Origin of the sequence: Rhizobium sp. TH135 (assembly GCF_002855515.1) — a bacterium.
Taxonomy (GTDB): Bacteria; Pseudomonadota; Alphaproteobacteria; order Rhizobiales; family Rhizobiaceae; genus Allorhizobium.
Window position 1 is genome coordinate 984,867 of the sequence record NZ_PKRP01000001.1, and the last position, 15,788, is coordinate 1,000,654.

The following is a 15,788-nucleotide window of genomic DNA, read 5'->3' on the forward strand; positions in this document are numbered from 1 at the left end:
GAAGTCTCACCCGCCAAGGAATTTGGCGGGTATGGTGATGAGTTGCGGAAAGATGATGAAAAGGCCGAGCAGCGCGGCATAGGCGAAGAGAAACGGCATCACGCCGCGCACAGCCACGCTCATCGGAACGCGTCCGACCCCGCAGATGACGTTGAGAACGGTGCCCACCGGAGGCGTCAGAAGGCCGATCGAGCAGTTGAGGATGAACATCAGCCCGAAATAGACCGGATCGATACCCGCCATCTTCACCACCGGCATGAACAGCGGCACCAGGATCAGAACGGTCGGAGACAGGTCCATGACCATGCCGACGGCCAGCACAATCAGCATGATGACGAACATCAGCAGCCGTGGGCTGTCGATGAGGGGCTGGAGCATTTCTGCCAGCTGTTGCGGCAGTTGGGCGACGGTGATCAGCCAGGCTGCGACCATGGCTGCACCGACGAGGAACATCACCATGGCCGTCGAACGACCAGCCGTGACCAGCACTTCAAGCAGGATCTTCCAGGTCAGGGCGCGATAGACGACCGTGGACACGATGATCGCATAGACTGCGGCCACCACGGCAGCTTCCGTCGGCGTGAAGGCACCGGAGCGAATGCCGCCGATGATGATCACCGGCAAGAGCAGCGCCCAGATACCATCCTTCAGGGCTGCCAGTCTTTCCTTGCCACTCGCCTTTGGAAGGGTATCGATCTGTTCGTTGCGCATGATGTAGGACCAGACGACCATGAGCGTCACGCCCATCATCAGGCCCGGCGCAATGCCGGCCATGAACAGTTTGGCAATCGAGATATTGCCGGCAACACCGATCAGGATCAGCGGCAGAGACGGAGGAATGATCGGCGCGATGATGCCGCCAGAGGCGAGCAGGCCGAGGCTTCGACCTTCCGGATAACCGGCCTTGCGCATCATGGGATAAAGGATCGCCACCAGGGCTGCCGCATCGGCAACGGCTGATCCGGATAGTCCGGCCAGAACGATCGCCGTCAGAATGGCAACGTAACCGAGGCCACCGCGCTTGTGCCCGACAAGCGTCATCGCGAGCCGGACGATGCGCTCCGAAAGGCCACCCTTGGACATGACTTCGCCGGCCACGAGGAAGAATGGGATGGCGAGCAGCGGAAAGCTGTCCACGCCATTGATGAGCCCTTGCGCCAGGATATCGGGGCTGAACGTGCCCAGATGCAGCATGAGCGCCATGGCAGAAAGCAGGAGAGCAAAGGCGACGGGAAGCCCAGCAAGGATCGCGACGAACAGAACGCCGAGGAACAGGATAAGAGTCATTCCTTGGTGTCCTCCGGAATGCGAGCATCTACGCTCATCGGATCGATGAAGCGGACGATGGCGATCGAGGCCATCAAAACAGACGAGACGACGCCCGCGAGATAAAAGAGACCGGACGGCAGCCCCGTCAGAGGCGACAGGTTATTCCAGTTCGCCATGGTCTGGTTAAGCGCGCCGATGAACAGCATGCCGACAGCAACCATGACCACGACCCAACAAAGCCGGCGAAGGATGGGAACGGCCCTCGGCATCATCGCTTCGGAAAATTCGGCCACGGCGAGATGCTCACCACGGCGCAAGACGACGGCAGCACCCAGCATGACGATCCAGACGAACCACAATCGGGCCAACTCGACCGACTGTCGTATGCCCGACGAAAAGCCGTAGCGCAGAACCACATTCGCAAAGACAAGAGCGATCATGGCTGCCAGAATGACCGCCATAAGGATGTCGATCATCGACCATATCGCCTGAAACAGACGTCGCATGAGATCCTCCTCCCCGAAGACTCGTTGCGTCAAACCCGACAATGGGTTATCGTTAACCCAAATTGGTATCGATAACATTGCTATGAGTCAAGTCCCGCATTTCCCCCGCACGATCACGATCGCCGACGTGGCCAAGGCCGCCGGCGTCAGCAGCATGACAGTCTCGAAAGTCTTGCGCGGCACAGGCAGAATCGCGCCCGACACGCGGGCTCGCGTGACGCAAATCGCCGAGGAACTGGGCTATGTCCCCAATCGGCTGGCAGGAGCTCTCTCTTCACAAACGAGCTCGCTGATCGGCATCGTCATCCCCTCCATCGGCGACCAGGTCTATGCCGGCGTGCTAGCGGGAATAAACGAGGTTTTGAACGGCCAGGGCTACACGGCCTTCATCGGTGAAAGCTTCTTCGATCCGGAGAACGAGCTTCGCATCGCGCACATGATGCTGACGATGAAACCGGCGGCGTTGATCCTAACGGGAGGGTTGGCGCGCGACGACCGCACGACGCGGCTTCTGCGACAGTCCGGCGTCCGGGCAATACATTTGTGGGATGGGGACCATCCGGATCTTGATGCCACCGTTGGCCTCTCACATCTGAGAGCGGGTCGGTTGGCAGCCGAGATATTCCTCGAGGCCGGCCTCACCCGCTGCGCCTATGTCGGATCTCAAATGACCCGAGATCTGTGTGCGGCTTTGCGGCTGGACGGGTACTCACGGGCACTGACTGAAAAGGGTGCGACCATGCAGCTATGGACGGATCTGACCCTGCCACGCACGGCGGAAACGGGGTACATCCTGACCAAAAGGCTCATCGAGCAGGCGGAAATCCCGCAAGCCATTCACTATCTCAACGATGCCATGGCAATTGGCGGCCTACGCTTCCTGCTCGAAGCGGCAATTGCCGTCCCCGAGACAATCTCTGTCAATGGTTTCAACGGTACCGCACTGACCCACTCCCTAGCGACACGCTTGACAACCATAGAGGTGCCACTTCTGGAGATGGGCCGCAGGGCAGCGACTGCCGCTCTGAGGACTGCGCAGCCTGGCTCCGAGGAGGCCGTCGACCTGATCGATATTGGTCTCACCATTGGCAACACCGTCCTCGATAGAGCCCTCCCAGGTTCCTGAACTCGTAGAGATGGGCAAAGCTCGCCGTCTTAGGCCTTCCGTGAACGTTCCAAAGCGGTCCACCTGATTGCCGACAACATGGATCTTGCCATCCGCGTTGGATGGCTCGCCGATTCAAGCCTGCAGGCGCAACAGATCGGCTCTTTTCGGCAATTCCTGGTCAGATCACCTCAACTCGCGGAGCGGCTAGCCCAAGTGCGAGACCCGACAGAATTCCCGGCTCTGCCATTTGTGGCCAACAGCGCACTGCCCGAACGCTGGGAGTGAGCCCGTTCTGAAGCAATGTGGCGATTTGGGTCAGTCTAGCGTTTGGTGAGTCGGGATAAGCACGCCCGCTACGCATCGTCAGGCCAGGAATAGGCCGCTCCCTCACCAAGCGCTCCTGAATGACACGGTTTTACGCCCCTTCATGCGCAACTTCACGAGATGGTAACCATGTCGATTAGATCAGGCTTAGGAACTCGATCATTGGCATATGCCGAATAAACGAAGTTCGCTGACTAAAAATGTGTTTTATTACCGACACTTAAGTAAACCTGAAAATCAGCGACGACCGGTTTCAGGCCCTCTGTCCCTCTTCATCTCTTAGCAATTTGCTAAGAAATCACCCCCTATTTTCAGGGCATTCCTATTGGGGGATCACCGCAGATGAAGCTGCGGGTGGGTGAAAAATGGGGTTCTGCACATGATGTGCGCTGCGTTGCCTGCAATCATTGCGGGCCTTTTTGGTGTGTTTCTGCTGTGGCTGCCGATCAGCCTCCAGGCGCAACTGGTGCTCAGCCTGGCCGTTCTGGCCCTGATGCTCCTGTTCATGATGCGTCCGCAGAACAAGACATTCCGCCTGATGACATTCGTGTTCTCTGCCGTACTCGCCCTGCGCTACGCGTTCTGGCGTACGACCGAGACGCTTCCGAACGTCAACGAGCCCTGGAACTTCATCCCGGGCATCATCCTCTATGCGGCGGAAATGTATTGCCTGATCATGCTGGCAATCAATTTCTTCATCGTCGCGGATCCGCTTAAGCGCAAGCCGGCGCCGCAGCTGGCCGATGACGACAAGCCGACCGTCGACGTCTTCGTCCCGTCCTACAACGAGTCGGCCGACCTCCTGGCGCTGACGCTGGCCGCTGCCAAGTCGATGAACTATCCGGCCGACAAGCTGACGGTCTATCTGCTCGACGATGGCGGCACCGATGCCAAATGCAGCCAGTCCGATCCACGCGCCGCGATCGCTGCCCGTCGTCGCCGTGAAGAATTGCAGGCGCTTTCTGCAGCGCTCGGCGTCCGCTATCACGCCCGTGCTGAAAACAGCCATGCCAAGGCCGGCAATCTGAACGCGGGCCTCTCTATCTCGAAAAGCGAACTGGTCGTCGTCTTCGATGCCGACCATGCGCCTGTCCGCGAATTCCTCAACGAGACGGTTGGCCACTTCAAGGACGACGAGAAGCTTTTCCTCGTTCAGACCCCGCACTATTTCCTCAATCCGGACCCAGTGGAGAAGAACCTCCAGACCTTCGGCAAGATGCCGTCGGAAAACGAGATGTTCTATTCCGTCGTTCAACGCGGCCTCGACAAGTGGAATGCATCCTTCTTCTGCGGTTCTGCTGCCGTTCTGCGCCGCAAGGCTCTCAAGGAAACCGGCGGCTTCTCGGGTCAGTCGATTACCGAAGACTGCGAAAGCGCGCTGGCGCTTCATTGCCGCGGCTGGCACAGCCTCTACGTCGACAAGCCGCTGATCGCCGGCCTCCAGCCGGAAACGCTCGTTTCCTTCATCGGTCAGCGCGTTCGCTGGGCCCAGGGCATGCTGCAGATCCTGACGCTGAACCGCCCCTTCCTGCAGCGAGGCCTCTCGACGGCACAGCGCATCTGCTACGCCGGCACCAACCTGTTCTGGCTCTTCCCGCTGACGCGGCTGACCTTCATGTTCTCGCCGCTCCTCTACATCTTCTTCTCGCTGCAGATCTTCGAAGCCAACATCACCGAATTTATCTGCTACTCGGTGACCTATCTCATCTCGTCCTTCGCCATGCAGAGCTACCTCTTCGGTCGCGTGCGCTGGCCGTGGGTCTCGGAGCTCTATGAATATGTGCAGTCGGTGATGCTCTTCGGCGCGATCCTGAGCGTCGTTAAGAACCCGCGCAAGCCGACCTTCAACGTCACGTCGAAGGGCCAGACGCTGGATGAGAGCAAGCTCTCGCCGCTCGCGCGCCCCTACTTCCTGATCTTCTTCCTGCTCTTCGCCGCCACCTGCTACGCGATCTGGCGCTACACGACGGAAGCCATGCCCTCCGAACTGCTGCTGATCGTCGCCGGCTGGAACATCATCAACATGGGTATTGCCGGCGCCGCCCTCGGCTCCGTCTCGGAACGGCGCGAACGTCGCCGCAACCAGCGCCTCAGCGTTCGGCGTCACGCGATCCTGCATGCCGGCGGCACAAGCCATGCCGTCATCATCGCGGATGTCTCGAGTGGTGGTCTGGCTCTGCAGTTCATCGACGGACAGCCGGTAAACGGCCTGGAGAAGGGCGAAGAGGCCATCATCGAGATCCGCCGCCACGGCCGTGGCATGCGTGTCCCGCTCGTCTGCCGCAGCATGCTGCGCCGACAGGAGGAGACGAGCTTCGGCTTTGCCTTTGCCGAGCGCACGCCCGAAACCTTCATCGCGATTGCCGAGATGATGTATTGCGAACAGCAGCCGCTGCAGGATCGCTGGAACCGCGTTCAGAAGCACAAGGGTTTCTTCACCGGAACCTTCCGCTTTGCCCTCTGGACGATCACCGAGACATTGCGTGGCATCACCTACGCCTTGCGTCTGGTCCGCGAAACGACGGAAATCTCGCATCCCGATGCGCCGCTGATCATCAAGCCTGTAAGCAGCGCGTCGGACCCCGGCGCGACCTATCCGGCAGCCGTGAGAGGACCGGCCTATGCGTAACTTGGACATCCTGCGCCCACTCTCTGCGGCAGCCATCCTCATCTGCCTGTCGGCAAACGCCTCCCGCGCTGGCGACTTCGTGCCCGCAGACCTTGGCACGGCAAGCGTGCAAAGCACGAGTCAGTCCAGCTCGCAACCCAACTTGGATGTTCCGCGCCAGATGATCGCCTTTCGGCAGACGGCAACAGCCATGCGTCTCGAAGGCGAAGACGCAGCGAAAGAACTCACCTTCTATCTCTCGGCGGATCAGGTGACGACGGCCGGCATCCTGAGACTGAGCTACACCAATGCCGTCTCGGTCATGCCCGATGACGCAGTGCTCGATGTCGAATTGAACGGCAAACCTCTTGCAGCTTTCCCGATCCGCTCACCCAATGGACCGGCCACCCATGACATTCCGGTCTCTGCCAAAGATCTGACCGTTGGCTGGAACCAGGTTCGTCTGCGGGCGAAACAGCACCACCGCATCGACTGCAGCGTTCAGGCGACCTACGAATTGTGGACGCAGGTCGATCCGCTGGTCAGCGGCTTCCTGACCAGCGCACGTCCGAAGGACGGCGATCTCGCAAGTCTTCTTTCGGTTGGCCGAAATGGCGAGGGTGCCACGGAAATCCGCGTGATTGCCGGAAACGATGCGCCTCAAACGACACTTCGTGACAGCCTGTCCATCGTGCAGACCCTGGCAGTCGTGCTCGGCCGTGAGGATTTGAGCGTCACTGTTGGCGACGTCGGTGGCAGCGGACCCGGCATCGATCTCTATCTCGGCGACCCCTCGAACACGAAGCTGCCGCAGCCCGCCCGCGACGCGCTCACTACTGCGCCGCGTGGCCTTTTCGTCAGTCAGGGCGAAAACGGTCGCCACATTGTCACCATGCGCGGTTCGAACAAGAGCGAACTTCAGTCGCTTCTACTTTCCGCCGTCAACGGCCCCCTGCTTCCGCTCATCCGCGCAAACAAGCTCGCCATGACCGAGACGCGGATTGATGGCGAGAGCCCGGGCACACACCCGCTCTCGAGCGTCGGTTACCAGACGACCCCTTTCGCCGGTCGTCTGTTTCAGACGAGCTTCGATGTCGTGATGCCCGCTGATTTTTATCCGGGCGACTATGCGACGGTCGATCTCAATTTGAATGCCGCCACCGCGCCGGGGCTCGCACCTGGAACGCAGTTGCTGGTCCGGGTCAATGAACGGGCCGTGGCAAGCCTGGTGCTCTACGATCCCGAGGGCGCGACGCTGAAGGACAAGCCGCTGGAACTTCCGCTGCGTGCCTTCCATCCCGGCGTGAACCATGTTCGCGTCCTGGCCGAAGTGCCGCTCGCCTCGGATCTCACCTGCGATCCGGCCGCGCGCGATGAAGCGCGGTCTCGTTTCCTGCTGCTCGAAGAAACCACGGTGACGATACCGCCCCTGGCCCGCGCCGGTCGTCTTCCCGACCTTGCAGCCTTTGCCGGCACTTCCTTCCCCCTCAAGGGCTCTGCTGCCTTCGATCTCTATGTCGATACGGCGACACCCGCACGGCTGGGCTCGGCACTGACCCTTCTGACCCGGCTCGCCATGTCGGCAGGTCATCCGCTGCCGGCCGAACTCAAGATCGGCCGCCCGGACCCGCGCCAGACGACAAATGCCCTCATTGTCGGCGCCGGCGGTGAGCCGCTGGAGCTTGCCGCCCTTGCCGGCCAAAAGGGCGATCGCCTGCAGCCGTCGGCGACCGATGATCTGATCACGGCTTCGGTGACGGCAGGCGACCAGTTGTCGGACTCGCAGGCTCTTCTCGACGCTTTCCAGGTCGAAACGCGCCTCGAGCACGACCAGCTGTCCTTGAAGAGCCGCGCCTCGGACTGGGTTGCCCGGGTCTCGACAACCGTCAACCGCTGGCTGGCCTACAAGGACATCGGTCGTGAGGACGTCAAGATCGATCCGCGCGACCGCCTGATCAGCGTACGGCAGGTGGCCTCCGCGGAAAGCGCCGCAGTCTGGACCTATGTCAACGCGGCTGATGAAACCATGCTTCAGCAGGGCGTTGCAGAGCTCACGAAGCCGGCAACCTGGACGGCCCTAGAAGGGGGCGAAGCGGTGATCCGCCGCTCGGACCTCGAACTCGTGAACCGCTATCCCGAAAGCTACAGCTTCTTTCCGATCACCGACACGAGCCCCGCCAATCTCAGACGCCTCGCGGCGGCCTGGCTCTCTGACAATTTCATCATCTATGTCGGCCTTGTGCTCGCACTGATGGGCGGCTTCGGCTGGTGGGTTGGTTATGTCGTGCCGCGCAAGGGCGTGAGGACAGTCGAATGAAGAAGACGATCAAGACACGGCTCTCGGCCGGCACCATCCTCGCAACACTGCTCGTCACCCTGCCCGCTGGTGCAACGTCGCTTCTGATCCCGCAAGCGACCACCGCCATGGCAGAGCCTTCCAACGGCACAGAAACCGGCGAAGCGAACGCCCAGAAGACGCCGGCGCCGGACACGGTCGATCTTGCCGCACTCTATTACTATGCTCGTAATGGCGAGGCAGAACGCGTCGACGCCGAGACCCGTCGCCTGGAACTGAAATTCCCGGGCTTCATGCCCCCGGCGGACCTCTATGCTCCGGATGCCGGCGACCACGTCGATGAGACCACGCTCTGGCAACTTTACGAGCGCGACGACTATGCCGGCATCGAGCAGGAGATCAGCCGGATCGCCGCAAGCCATCCGGGCTGGGAGCCATCGGAGGATTTCCGCAGCAAACTCGATCGGCGCAAGTTAAGATTTGCCATGACGCAGGCAAACGAGGCGAAGGACTTCGTGACCGTCATTCGCCTCGGCGCAAAGCTCGACCCTGCCCAGGAAGCCGAGATCGATCTCCTCTGGATGATGCTCGACGCGTACAGGGCAAACGACATGCAGGAGGGGCTGACGGCGGTCTATCGCGGCATCCTCTTCCGGGCACCGGAAAAGGCGTTTTCAGATGAGCTTGTTCTCACAACCCTGCAAAAGGCGATGGAGGACATTCCGGCAGCCGATTTGCGCGAGGCGATGCGTGTGCTCTCTGCGGATCCCGAACTCGCCCTCGCGATGCGATCGCTCAGCCTCGATCTCATGCGCCGCGAAGTGGGAGACTTCGCCTCCGGCATTGCGGGCGCACCGCAACCAGGTCCAGAGGTGATCGCAGCCGTCAGGACGGCTGCCGAGAGCAAGAACGCACCTGAAGACCTCGCCCTGATGGGCTGGTACATGCTGAAGACCGAGCAGCCGGACCAGGCAGAAAACTTCTTCCAGCGCATGCTGCAGAACAAGGCGACGCCGGAAGCCGTCCGCGGCAAGGCGCTCAGTCTCGCCCACCAGTCGAGGGGCGAGGAAGCCTATGCCTTTATCACCGCGCACCTCGACGTCCTTGCCGCGGAGGACACTTTCCTCCTCGATCAGCTGTCCTTCCCTTTCAAGGGCGAGGGCAAGACCGACGTCGATGAGCGGGTCGTAACCCGTTATTCGGAGGCGATCCAGAAGACGGAATCCCCCGATCACGCCCGCCTCATCGGCTGGTATGCCTATAATTCACGCCAGTTCGAGCCGGCGCGCGCCTGGTTCGCAAAGGCCTTCGAATGGAAGGCCGAGGCAGACAGCCTGAAGGGGCTGGCGCTCACCCTGACGAGGTTGGGCGAGAAGAAGGCCCTGGCAGACCTGCGCGCAAAGCATGGCGAAGCCTATCAGTCGGTATTCGCCGAGTTGAAATCGGCAGCCGAACCGCGCCAGCGAACCGGAAAATCGGTCTCGGCCCCCGCAAGCGTCCAGGCAGGCTATCTGTCACGGCTGCAAAAGAAGGACTACGGCGGCTGCGTTTCCGAACTGCGGCGGCTTGAAGCCAGCAGCGCCTTGCGCCCCGATGCCCAGGTCGCCAAAGGCTGGTGCCTTCTCGGCCTCAACCATCTCGCCGAGGCGCGCCAGGCCTTTACAGCCGGCCTTACAGGCGGTGGCGGCAAGGCGGACGACGCTGCCTACGGCCTTGGCCTCACCCTGCTCCGCGCCAATCTGACCGATGACACGGAAGCCCTGCTGATGCAGCATGGTCTGACGCCGCTGCGCGACCGCGAACTGCGCGCCGAAATTCTCTGGCAGCGGGCCCGCGCCGCCTTCGATCGCAAGCAGTACCGCATCACACTCGAAGCGCTGAACGCCCGCCTGCAGATCATGCCGGAGCCCGTCGGCGTCAGCCAGATGCGCGCCTGGAGCCATTATCACCTCGGGAATCTCGCCCAGTCGCGCGCGATCTTCGCCCAGCTCAATCAGGTCATGGCAGACCCGGCAAACACCAGAGGCATCGCAGCCATCAACGAACGCATGGGGATCAACCAGTGAAGCCAAACATCCTTGCGATCCTCGCGCTGCTTGGCCTGCACGGCTGCAATACCGTCGAAGATCCCTTCCTCGATGGCATGACCGGCAACATGCCCGTCGCGACGGGCAACCGCGAACTGCCCATTCATCTCGCCTGGGCTTCCCTGACCGGGCTAGGCGAGATGCCGATCGGTCTTCGCCAAACATCCACGGATGGCGTGACCCGGCAAACTCTGGTCTGGGCGAACACGACCACGCTTCCCGGCGAGAACGCGCTGACGATATCGACCGCAGCCGCCTCAAGATCCATGCTCCGAAAAGGGCCTGGCCGTGCCGAGATCACCCGAACCTTGCGAAGCGAGTTCCCGGGTGTCGCGATGACCATCGATCCGGTGATCCGCCAAAACGCCTACGGCGCCTATGGCGCAGCGACCGGCAAGCTGGACGACAAGGGCGGCTGTGTCTACGCCTGGCAGATCATCAAGCGTGACGTTGACCTCGGTCGCAATCAACCGGCAGAGGTCAGCCTCCGATACTGCCATTCGTCGCTCGGACCGGAAGTGCTCGCAGATCTCCTCACCGGCCTGTCGCTGAAAGGCCCGACGACAGCCGCCCCGGCCGCAGCCATCGCCTATGGCTATCCCAGTCCGGCGACCACTAAGGGGGTGGTCATCCAAACGGCGCCGGTCGATCGTGAAACGGCGGAGGTCTCGCCAGCGGCTACAGCATTTGTAGCCGGAGATAGCAAGCAAGATTTCAAAGATCGCACGAACGTAAGAATACCCATGCCGTAGTAGGAACCTGAGAGTTATCTCATACAAGCGCCAAATGCTGCGCCGCAACACAGCCGTGTGTAAAGCGCATAGGCTGCAAGTCACCCGTCGCGACGCCGGATTTGGCGCTATTCCGTCTTGCTAGCCGCCTGTGGGCAGTCCTCAACTTGCTTCGGCAAAAGGAAAGGAACCGCCGCAAGGATCAAAAAGACGACGAGTGTCGACAGGACTGCCGTTGCTTCCAGACCAAGTCCTGCGATGACACCAATCCCCGCTGTCGCCCAGATATTGGCGGCAGTGGTCAAGCCTTCGACCTGCCGCTGCGCGGACCGGACCATGATCGCGCCAGCACCGAGAAAGCCGATACCTTGAACGACGCCCTGCAAGACACGTGAAAGGTCGCCGATCTGCATGCCAGCCTGTTGCGGACCGATCACGAAGAGCGCAGCACCAACTGCGACAAGCATATGTGTCCTGAAGCCGGCACTTCGCCCCTTGCGTTCACGCTCATAGCCTAGAATGCCGCCGAGCACCGCTGCAATCGCAAGCCGAACCGTGATGCGAACAATGGTGGACGCATCCGGCAGGTCGGAAAACTCACTGGCGAGTGTCGCTGAGATTTCGTCTAACATATGTCTGTCCCTGGTGTAGCGGCAAACCTTGCAGGTAACGCTCGATCACGACCATCCCATCAGACCAGGCGGGCCGGTCGAGCGCACTGTTGCCCATTTCGGCCCCCTTGAGGCTGCGAACGCGGTGCTCCCTCAGATCGTGCCCACTTGGCTATCCCTGGATGGCGAGAGGTTTTGCGCATGAGGCCAGGCGGCGTGATCCAGATCGAGGTCTGGAAAGGCTGCAGGCTGAAACACCGGTCGGGCAACGCCTGATCGCAGCTGGAAGCGAAAATCATCGAGAATACGCAGAGCGACCGGGAACAACATGATGATCGCCATCAGATTGACGACTGCCAACACGCCCATCAACGGGTCGGAGAAGAAAAAGACCGCTGTCGCGCCGGGCGCTATCGCCCCCAGAAATACGACTAGCACGATAGCCAGTCGCAATGCGTGCAGTGCGCCCGGACGTGACGTCATCACTTTGAGGGCCGTTTCACCAAGATAGTAATTGTAGATGATCGAACTGAAGGCAAAGAGCAGGATTGCGAAAGTCAGAAAATACTGTGACCAGCCACCAACCTGACTGACCAAGGACTGCTGGGTGAGAACTACCCCGTCAATACCTTCGACACCCGGCTGATAGACGGGGCTTAGAAGGATTATGAAGGCGGTGCAGGAGCAGATGATGATCGTGTCAACAAAAACCGAAAACGACTGGGTAATGCCCTGACTGACAGGATGGCGAACATCCGCAGTCGCTGCGACATTTGGGGCCGAACCAAGCCCTGCCTCGTTGGAAAACAGACCGCGTCGAAGCCCCTGGGCCAAAGCCGCGCCGAAGCCGCCGCTGACCGCTTCCTCCAGCCCAAAAGCGTTGGCAACGATCGACCAGATGACATCAGGTAGTGCGGTGATGTTCGAGACGATCACGAGCAGAGCAAGACCGATGTAGATGAAAGCCATGATCGGTATGATGACGTCGGCGACCTTGGCGATCCGTCTGATGCCGCCATAGACGATAAAACCAGTGATGATCGCAAGCCCGATACCGCTCCACAGCCGATCAACGCCAAGGCTGTCATTCACGGCGCCAGCAAACGTATTGCCTTGGAAGGCGTTGAAGCCGAACGCGAAAGCAAGCATCAGGCAGACGGCATAAATGATGGCAAGCCATCGGTGTTTGGCACCCAGGCCATGAGTGATATAGCTCGCCGGCCCGCCTCGATAGGTTCCATCGCCGTTAGAGCGCTTGTAGAGCTGTGCGAGGGTCGACTCCACGAGGCTCGTAGCCATACCAATCAGTGCGATCGCCCACATCCAGAATACAGCGCCTGGACCTCCGAGCGTGATTGCGACCGCCACCCCGGCAATATTGCCGCCACCGACGCGCCCGCCGACGGAAACCAAAAGGGCCTCACGGGCGCTGATCGCGTTTGGATCTCCGCTCTGGTTTTTCGAGGACAGCACGCGGAACATCCTCGTAAAAAACTCGAACTGGACGAAACCGCTCATAACCGTGATGAACACGCCAAAGACGACCAGGATTGGGATTAGTGCCCATCCCCAGGTCAAATCCTCGATCAGTCCAAAAAAGCTGGTGATGAAATTCATAAGCCGCCCCCTCTTTGCAGATGCGGAGATCGGCTTGGCGCGCTCCGCAACTCAGTCACTATGCCCCCCAATCCTCGACAAGGCAGATCTGCCACTTACCGCAAAGTCCGGATTTCGATGGCAGGCAGTTGTCTGGATCAAACGGCTCCATAATCCACTTGAAAGATCGACAGTCGGAATTGTTCCATTTCGCCCTGAGAGTTCGTGAGCGGGAAGCAGGTACCGACGGGTCTGATCAAGGCAGATGGCGTCATCTCTGCGTCATCCGCCTATGGCACGGGACAATCATGGTCTTGGAGAACAGAACTTGCCCCGATTGACCCTCAGAGCCGTTTCCAAACGCTTCGACAACTTCCAGGCGCTCGACACCGTTTCGCTGGACATCCCCGATGGTGCCTTTCTCGCTCTGCTCGGACCATCCGGTTGCGGAAAGACGACGCTCCTGCGGCTGATCGCCGGGCTCGAAGTTCCGGATCAGGGGGATGTCCTTTTGGATGAACAGGTGGTCGCCGGCAAAACTGCCTTTGTGCCACCGGAGAAGCGCCGGGTCGGCATGGTATTCCAATCCTATGCGCTGTGGCCCACGATGAGCGTGCGCGGCAATATCGAATTTGGCCTGAAGATCTCAAAGCTTACAGCAAGAGAGCGCGCAGCGCGGATCGACGAGGTCCTCGAGGTCGTCGGCCTGCGTGGACTTGGCGACCGGCGCCCCCATGAACTGTCCGGCGGGCAAAGACAGAGGGTGGCGCTTGCCCGCTCACTCGCCACACGGCCAAAGCTCATCTTGCTCGACGAGCCGCTCGCCAATCTTGACGCCCATTTGCGCGAGGCCATGCTTGCAGAATTCCGCCGCATTCACAGCATCACCGGCGCAACCTTCGTGCTTGTCACGCATGACCAAGACGAAGCCATGGCGGTCGCAACCCATGTCGCCGTCATAGACAGGGGCCGGCTGCAGCAGGTCGGCACGCCGGAGGCGCTCTATCGCCAGCCTGCCTCGCCGATGGTCGCGCGGTTCATCGGGCGGGGAAGGACATTGCCAGTCCGTGTGGTGAAATCTGAAAGCGGCCGGACCCGGGTCATGCTCGGCCAGCAGCTCCTCGATATGCCGGGCCACGCCCCTGTCGGCCATGGCTGGCTCTGTTTCCATGCCTCGGATCTGCAGCGCGTTGGTGAGGGCGGGCACCTCAAAACCGAGCTCGTCGGGCAAGTATTCCAGAACGGCGCCTTTCTCAGCCATTGCATGCCCACCGAGATCGACGGTGATGTCGTCAGCCTACCACTCACTGAGCGACTTTCGCCCGGCACGCCGATCGAGCTTGCCTTGCGGGGCGGCTGGGTCATCGCAGACGGGCACGCGTCCGCCGGCGCCACCGTGACCCGCCGGGCCGAGACGGCCTGAGGCCATCCGACCAAACGCGCCACTTGGCTAGCCAGCTGTCCAGCCACTTACCTGCACCCCTTTCAGCAGCTGCCTGCAGGGGGCAAGCGGATATGGCGTCACGCTGTCACGGGAAGATCATCGAACCGTTGTGCTGCCGTCATCTGCCTGCGCTAGGCGAAACTCCTCGCCCGTCGGCTCTGACGGGTGTTCCCCCATCGTCCGGGTCGGACCGCCTTCGCTGCGCCCTGCCCTTTCAACGAGGTTCCCATGTTCATCCGTACACTCCTCGCCACCACCGTCCTTGCCGGTCTCGCCTTTACCGCACAGGCCGAGGACACGATCACCGTCTACACCTCGCAGCCGCAGGATCAGATGACCCAGGTGATCGAGGCCTTCAACGCCGACCATCCGGAGATCAAGGTCGAGCTGTTCCGCTCCGGCACGACCGAAGTCATGGCCAAGCTGCAGGCCGAGTATACTGCCGGCAACAGCCCGGCCGACGTGATCCTGATCGCTGACACAGTCGCGATGACTCAGCTTAAGAACGACGATCGCCTGCTCGCGTTCACCGAGGCCCCGGTCGAGGGCATTGACGCAGCCTTCATCGACGCCGACAAGACCTTCTTCGGCACCAAGGTCATCACCACCGGCATTGTCTACAATACCGATCTGGTAAAGACCGCGCCGACCAGCTGGAACGACCTCCTTGCAACCGACGCGGCCAAAAGCCTGATCATGCCAAGCCCGCTCTATTCCGGCGCTGCCGTCATCCATGTGGGCACGATGACCCAGCAGCCAGATTTTGGCTGGGCCTATTACGAAAAGCTGACTGAAGCCGGTGCGGTCGCAGGCCAGGGCAATGGCACGGTCATCGAAGCCGTCGCGCGTGGTGAGAAGGCTTATGGCATCATCATCGAATACATGGCGCTCAACGCCAAAAAGAAGGGATCGCCCGTCGACTTCGTCTTCCCGAAGGAAGGCGTAAGCTCGATTACCCAACCGGTCGCGGTGCTCAAGGGCTCGGATTCGGTCGAAGCGGCCAAGACCTTCGTTGCCTGGCAGCTCTCCAAGGCCGCCCAGGCACAGGCAACCGCGCAGGGCTATTTCCCGATCCTGCCGGGCGTTGCCCAACCGGAAGGCTATCCGGCGCTGACCACGCTGAAGATCTTGCCGGCCGACAGCAGCGCCATGCTCAAGGCCGACACAGAAAACAAGGAAAAGTTTGCCGAGCTCTTCGGCGGCTAATT

The 15,788-nt window shown here is 60.8% G+C and carries 11 protein-coding genes; 7 read left to right on the plus strand and 4 right to left on the minus strand.

All coding sequences use genetic code 11. The features are described from left to right. Positions 1-6: 6 nt before the first annotated feature. Together C0V73_RS04630 and C0V73_RS04635 are read right to left on the minus strand one after the other, a co-directional pair. The gene (locus C0V73_RS04630; protein WP_102018783.1) at positions 7-1,287 is read right to left on the minus strand and encodes a TRAP transporter large permease subunit; all 1,281 of its coding nucleotides are present in this window, start codon (positions 1,285-1,287) and stop codon (positions 7-9) included. Further along, complete coding sequence (locus C0V73_RS04635; protein WP_102018784.1) at positions 1,284-1,775, minus strand: TRAP transporter small permease; 492 nt, start codon at positions 1,773-1,775, stop codon at positions 1,284-1,286. Before C0V73_RS04635 ends, C0V73_RS04630 begins: the two co-directional genes overlap by 4 nt. Here C0V73_RS04635 and C0V73_RS04640 point away from each other — a divergent pair. The 5 genes from C0V73_RS04640 (at position 1,774) to bcsN (ending at position 10,950) form a co-directional block, all read left to right on the plus strand. After that, on the plus strand, positions 1,774-2,901 hold the full coding sequence (locus tag C0V73_RS04640) for a LacI family DNA-binding transcriptional regulator (protein WP_102018785.1): 1,128 nt from the start codon (positions 1,774-1,776) through the stop codon (positions 2,899-2,901). The genes C0V73_RS04635 and C0V73_RS04640 overlap by 2 nt on opposite strands. A 688-nt stretch (positions 2,902-3,589) precedes the next feature. Next, positions 3,590-5,836 carry a UDP-forming cellulose synthase catalytic subunit gene (bcsA, locus tag C0V73_RS04650; protein ID WP_280950978.1) on the plus strand — a complete coding sequence of 749 codons (2,247 nt, stop codon included), beginning with the start codon at positions 3,590-3,592 and terminating at the stop codon, positions 5,834-5,836. Continuing rightward, the gene (locus C0V73_RS04655) at positions 5,829-8,132 is read left to right on the plus strand and encodes a cellulose biosynthesis cyclic di-GMP-binding regulatory protein BcsB (protein ID WP_102018788.1); all 2,304 of its coding nucleotides are present in this window, start codon (positions 5,829-5,831) and stop codon (positions 8,130-8,132) included. The genes bcsA and C0V73_RS04655 overlap by 8 nt, the downstream gene beginning before the upstream one ends. Further along, entirely contained in the window at positions 8,129-10,177 is a 2,049-nt protein-coding gene (locus C0V73_RS04660; protein ID WP_102018789.1) for a hypothetical protein, read from the plus strand. Before C0V73_RS04655 ends, C0V73_RS04660 begins: the two co-directional genes overlap by 4 nt. Further along, positions 10,174-10,950 (plus strand): cellulose biosynthesis protein BcsN, encoded by a 777-nt coding sequence (gene bcsN, locus C0V73_RS04665; protein WP_102018790.1) that lies wholly within the window; start codon positions 10,174-10,176, stop codon positions 10,948-10,950. The genes C0V73_RS04660 and bcsN overlap by 4 nt, the downstream gene beginning before the upstream one ends. A 107-nt stretch (positions 10,951-11,057) precedes the next feature. On the opposite strand, the gene C0V73_RS04670 is transcribed toward bcsN, so the two are convergent. Together C0V73_RS04670 and C0V73_RS04675 are read right to left on the minus strand one after the other, a co-directional pair. Further along, positions 11,058-11,561, minus strand: coding sequence for an MgtC/SapB family protein (locus tag C0V73_RS04670; protein ID WP_102018791.1), 504 nt, complete (start codon positions 11,559-11,561; stop codon positions 11,058-11,060). Positions 11,562-11,693: 132 nt separating this feature from the next. Then, entirely contained in the window at positions 11,694-13,157 is a 1,464-nt protein-coding gene (locus C0V73_RS04675) for an alanine/glycine:cation symporter family protein (RefSeq protein ID WP_102018792.1), read from the minus strand. 307 nt (positions 13,158-13,464) lie between these two features. Here C0V73_RS04675 and C0V73_RS04680 point away from each other — a divergent pair, with 307 nt between their 5' ends. Then, positions 13,465-14,559, plus strand: coding sequence for an ABC transporter ATP-binding protein (locus C0V73_RS04680; protein ID WP_102018942.1), 1,095 nt, complete (start codon positions 13,465-13,467; stop codon positions 14,557-14,559). 249 nt (positions 14,560-14,808) lie between these two features. Beyond that, positions 14,809-15,786: an ABC transporter substrate-binding protein gene (locus tag C0V73_RS04685; RefSeq protein WP_102018793.1), complete on the plus strand. Its 978-nt coding sequence runs from the start codon at positions 14,809-14,811 to the stop codon at positions 15,784-15,786. The last annotated feature ends 2 nt before the right edge of the window (positions 15,787-15,788 follow it).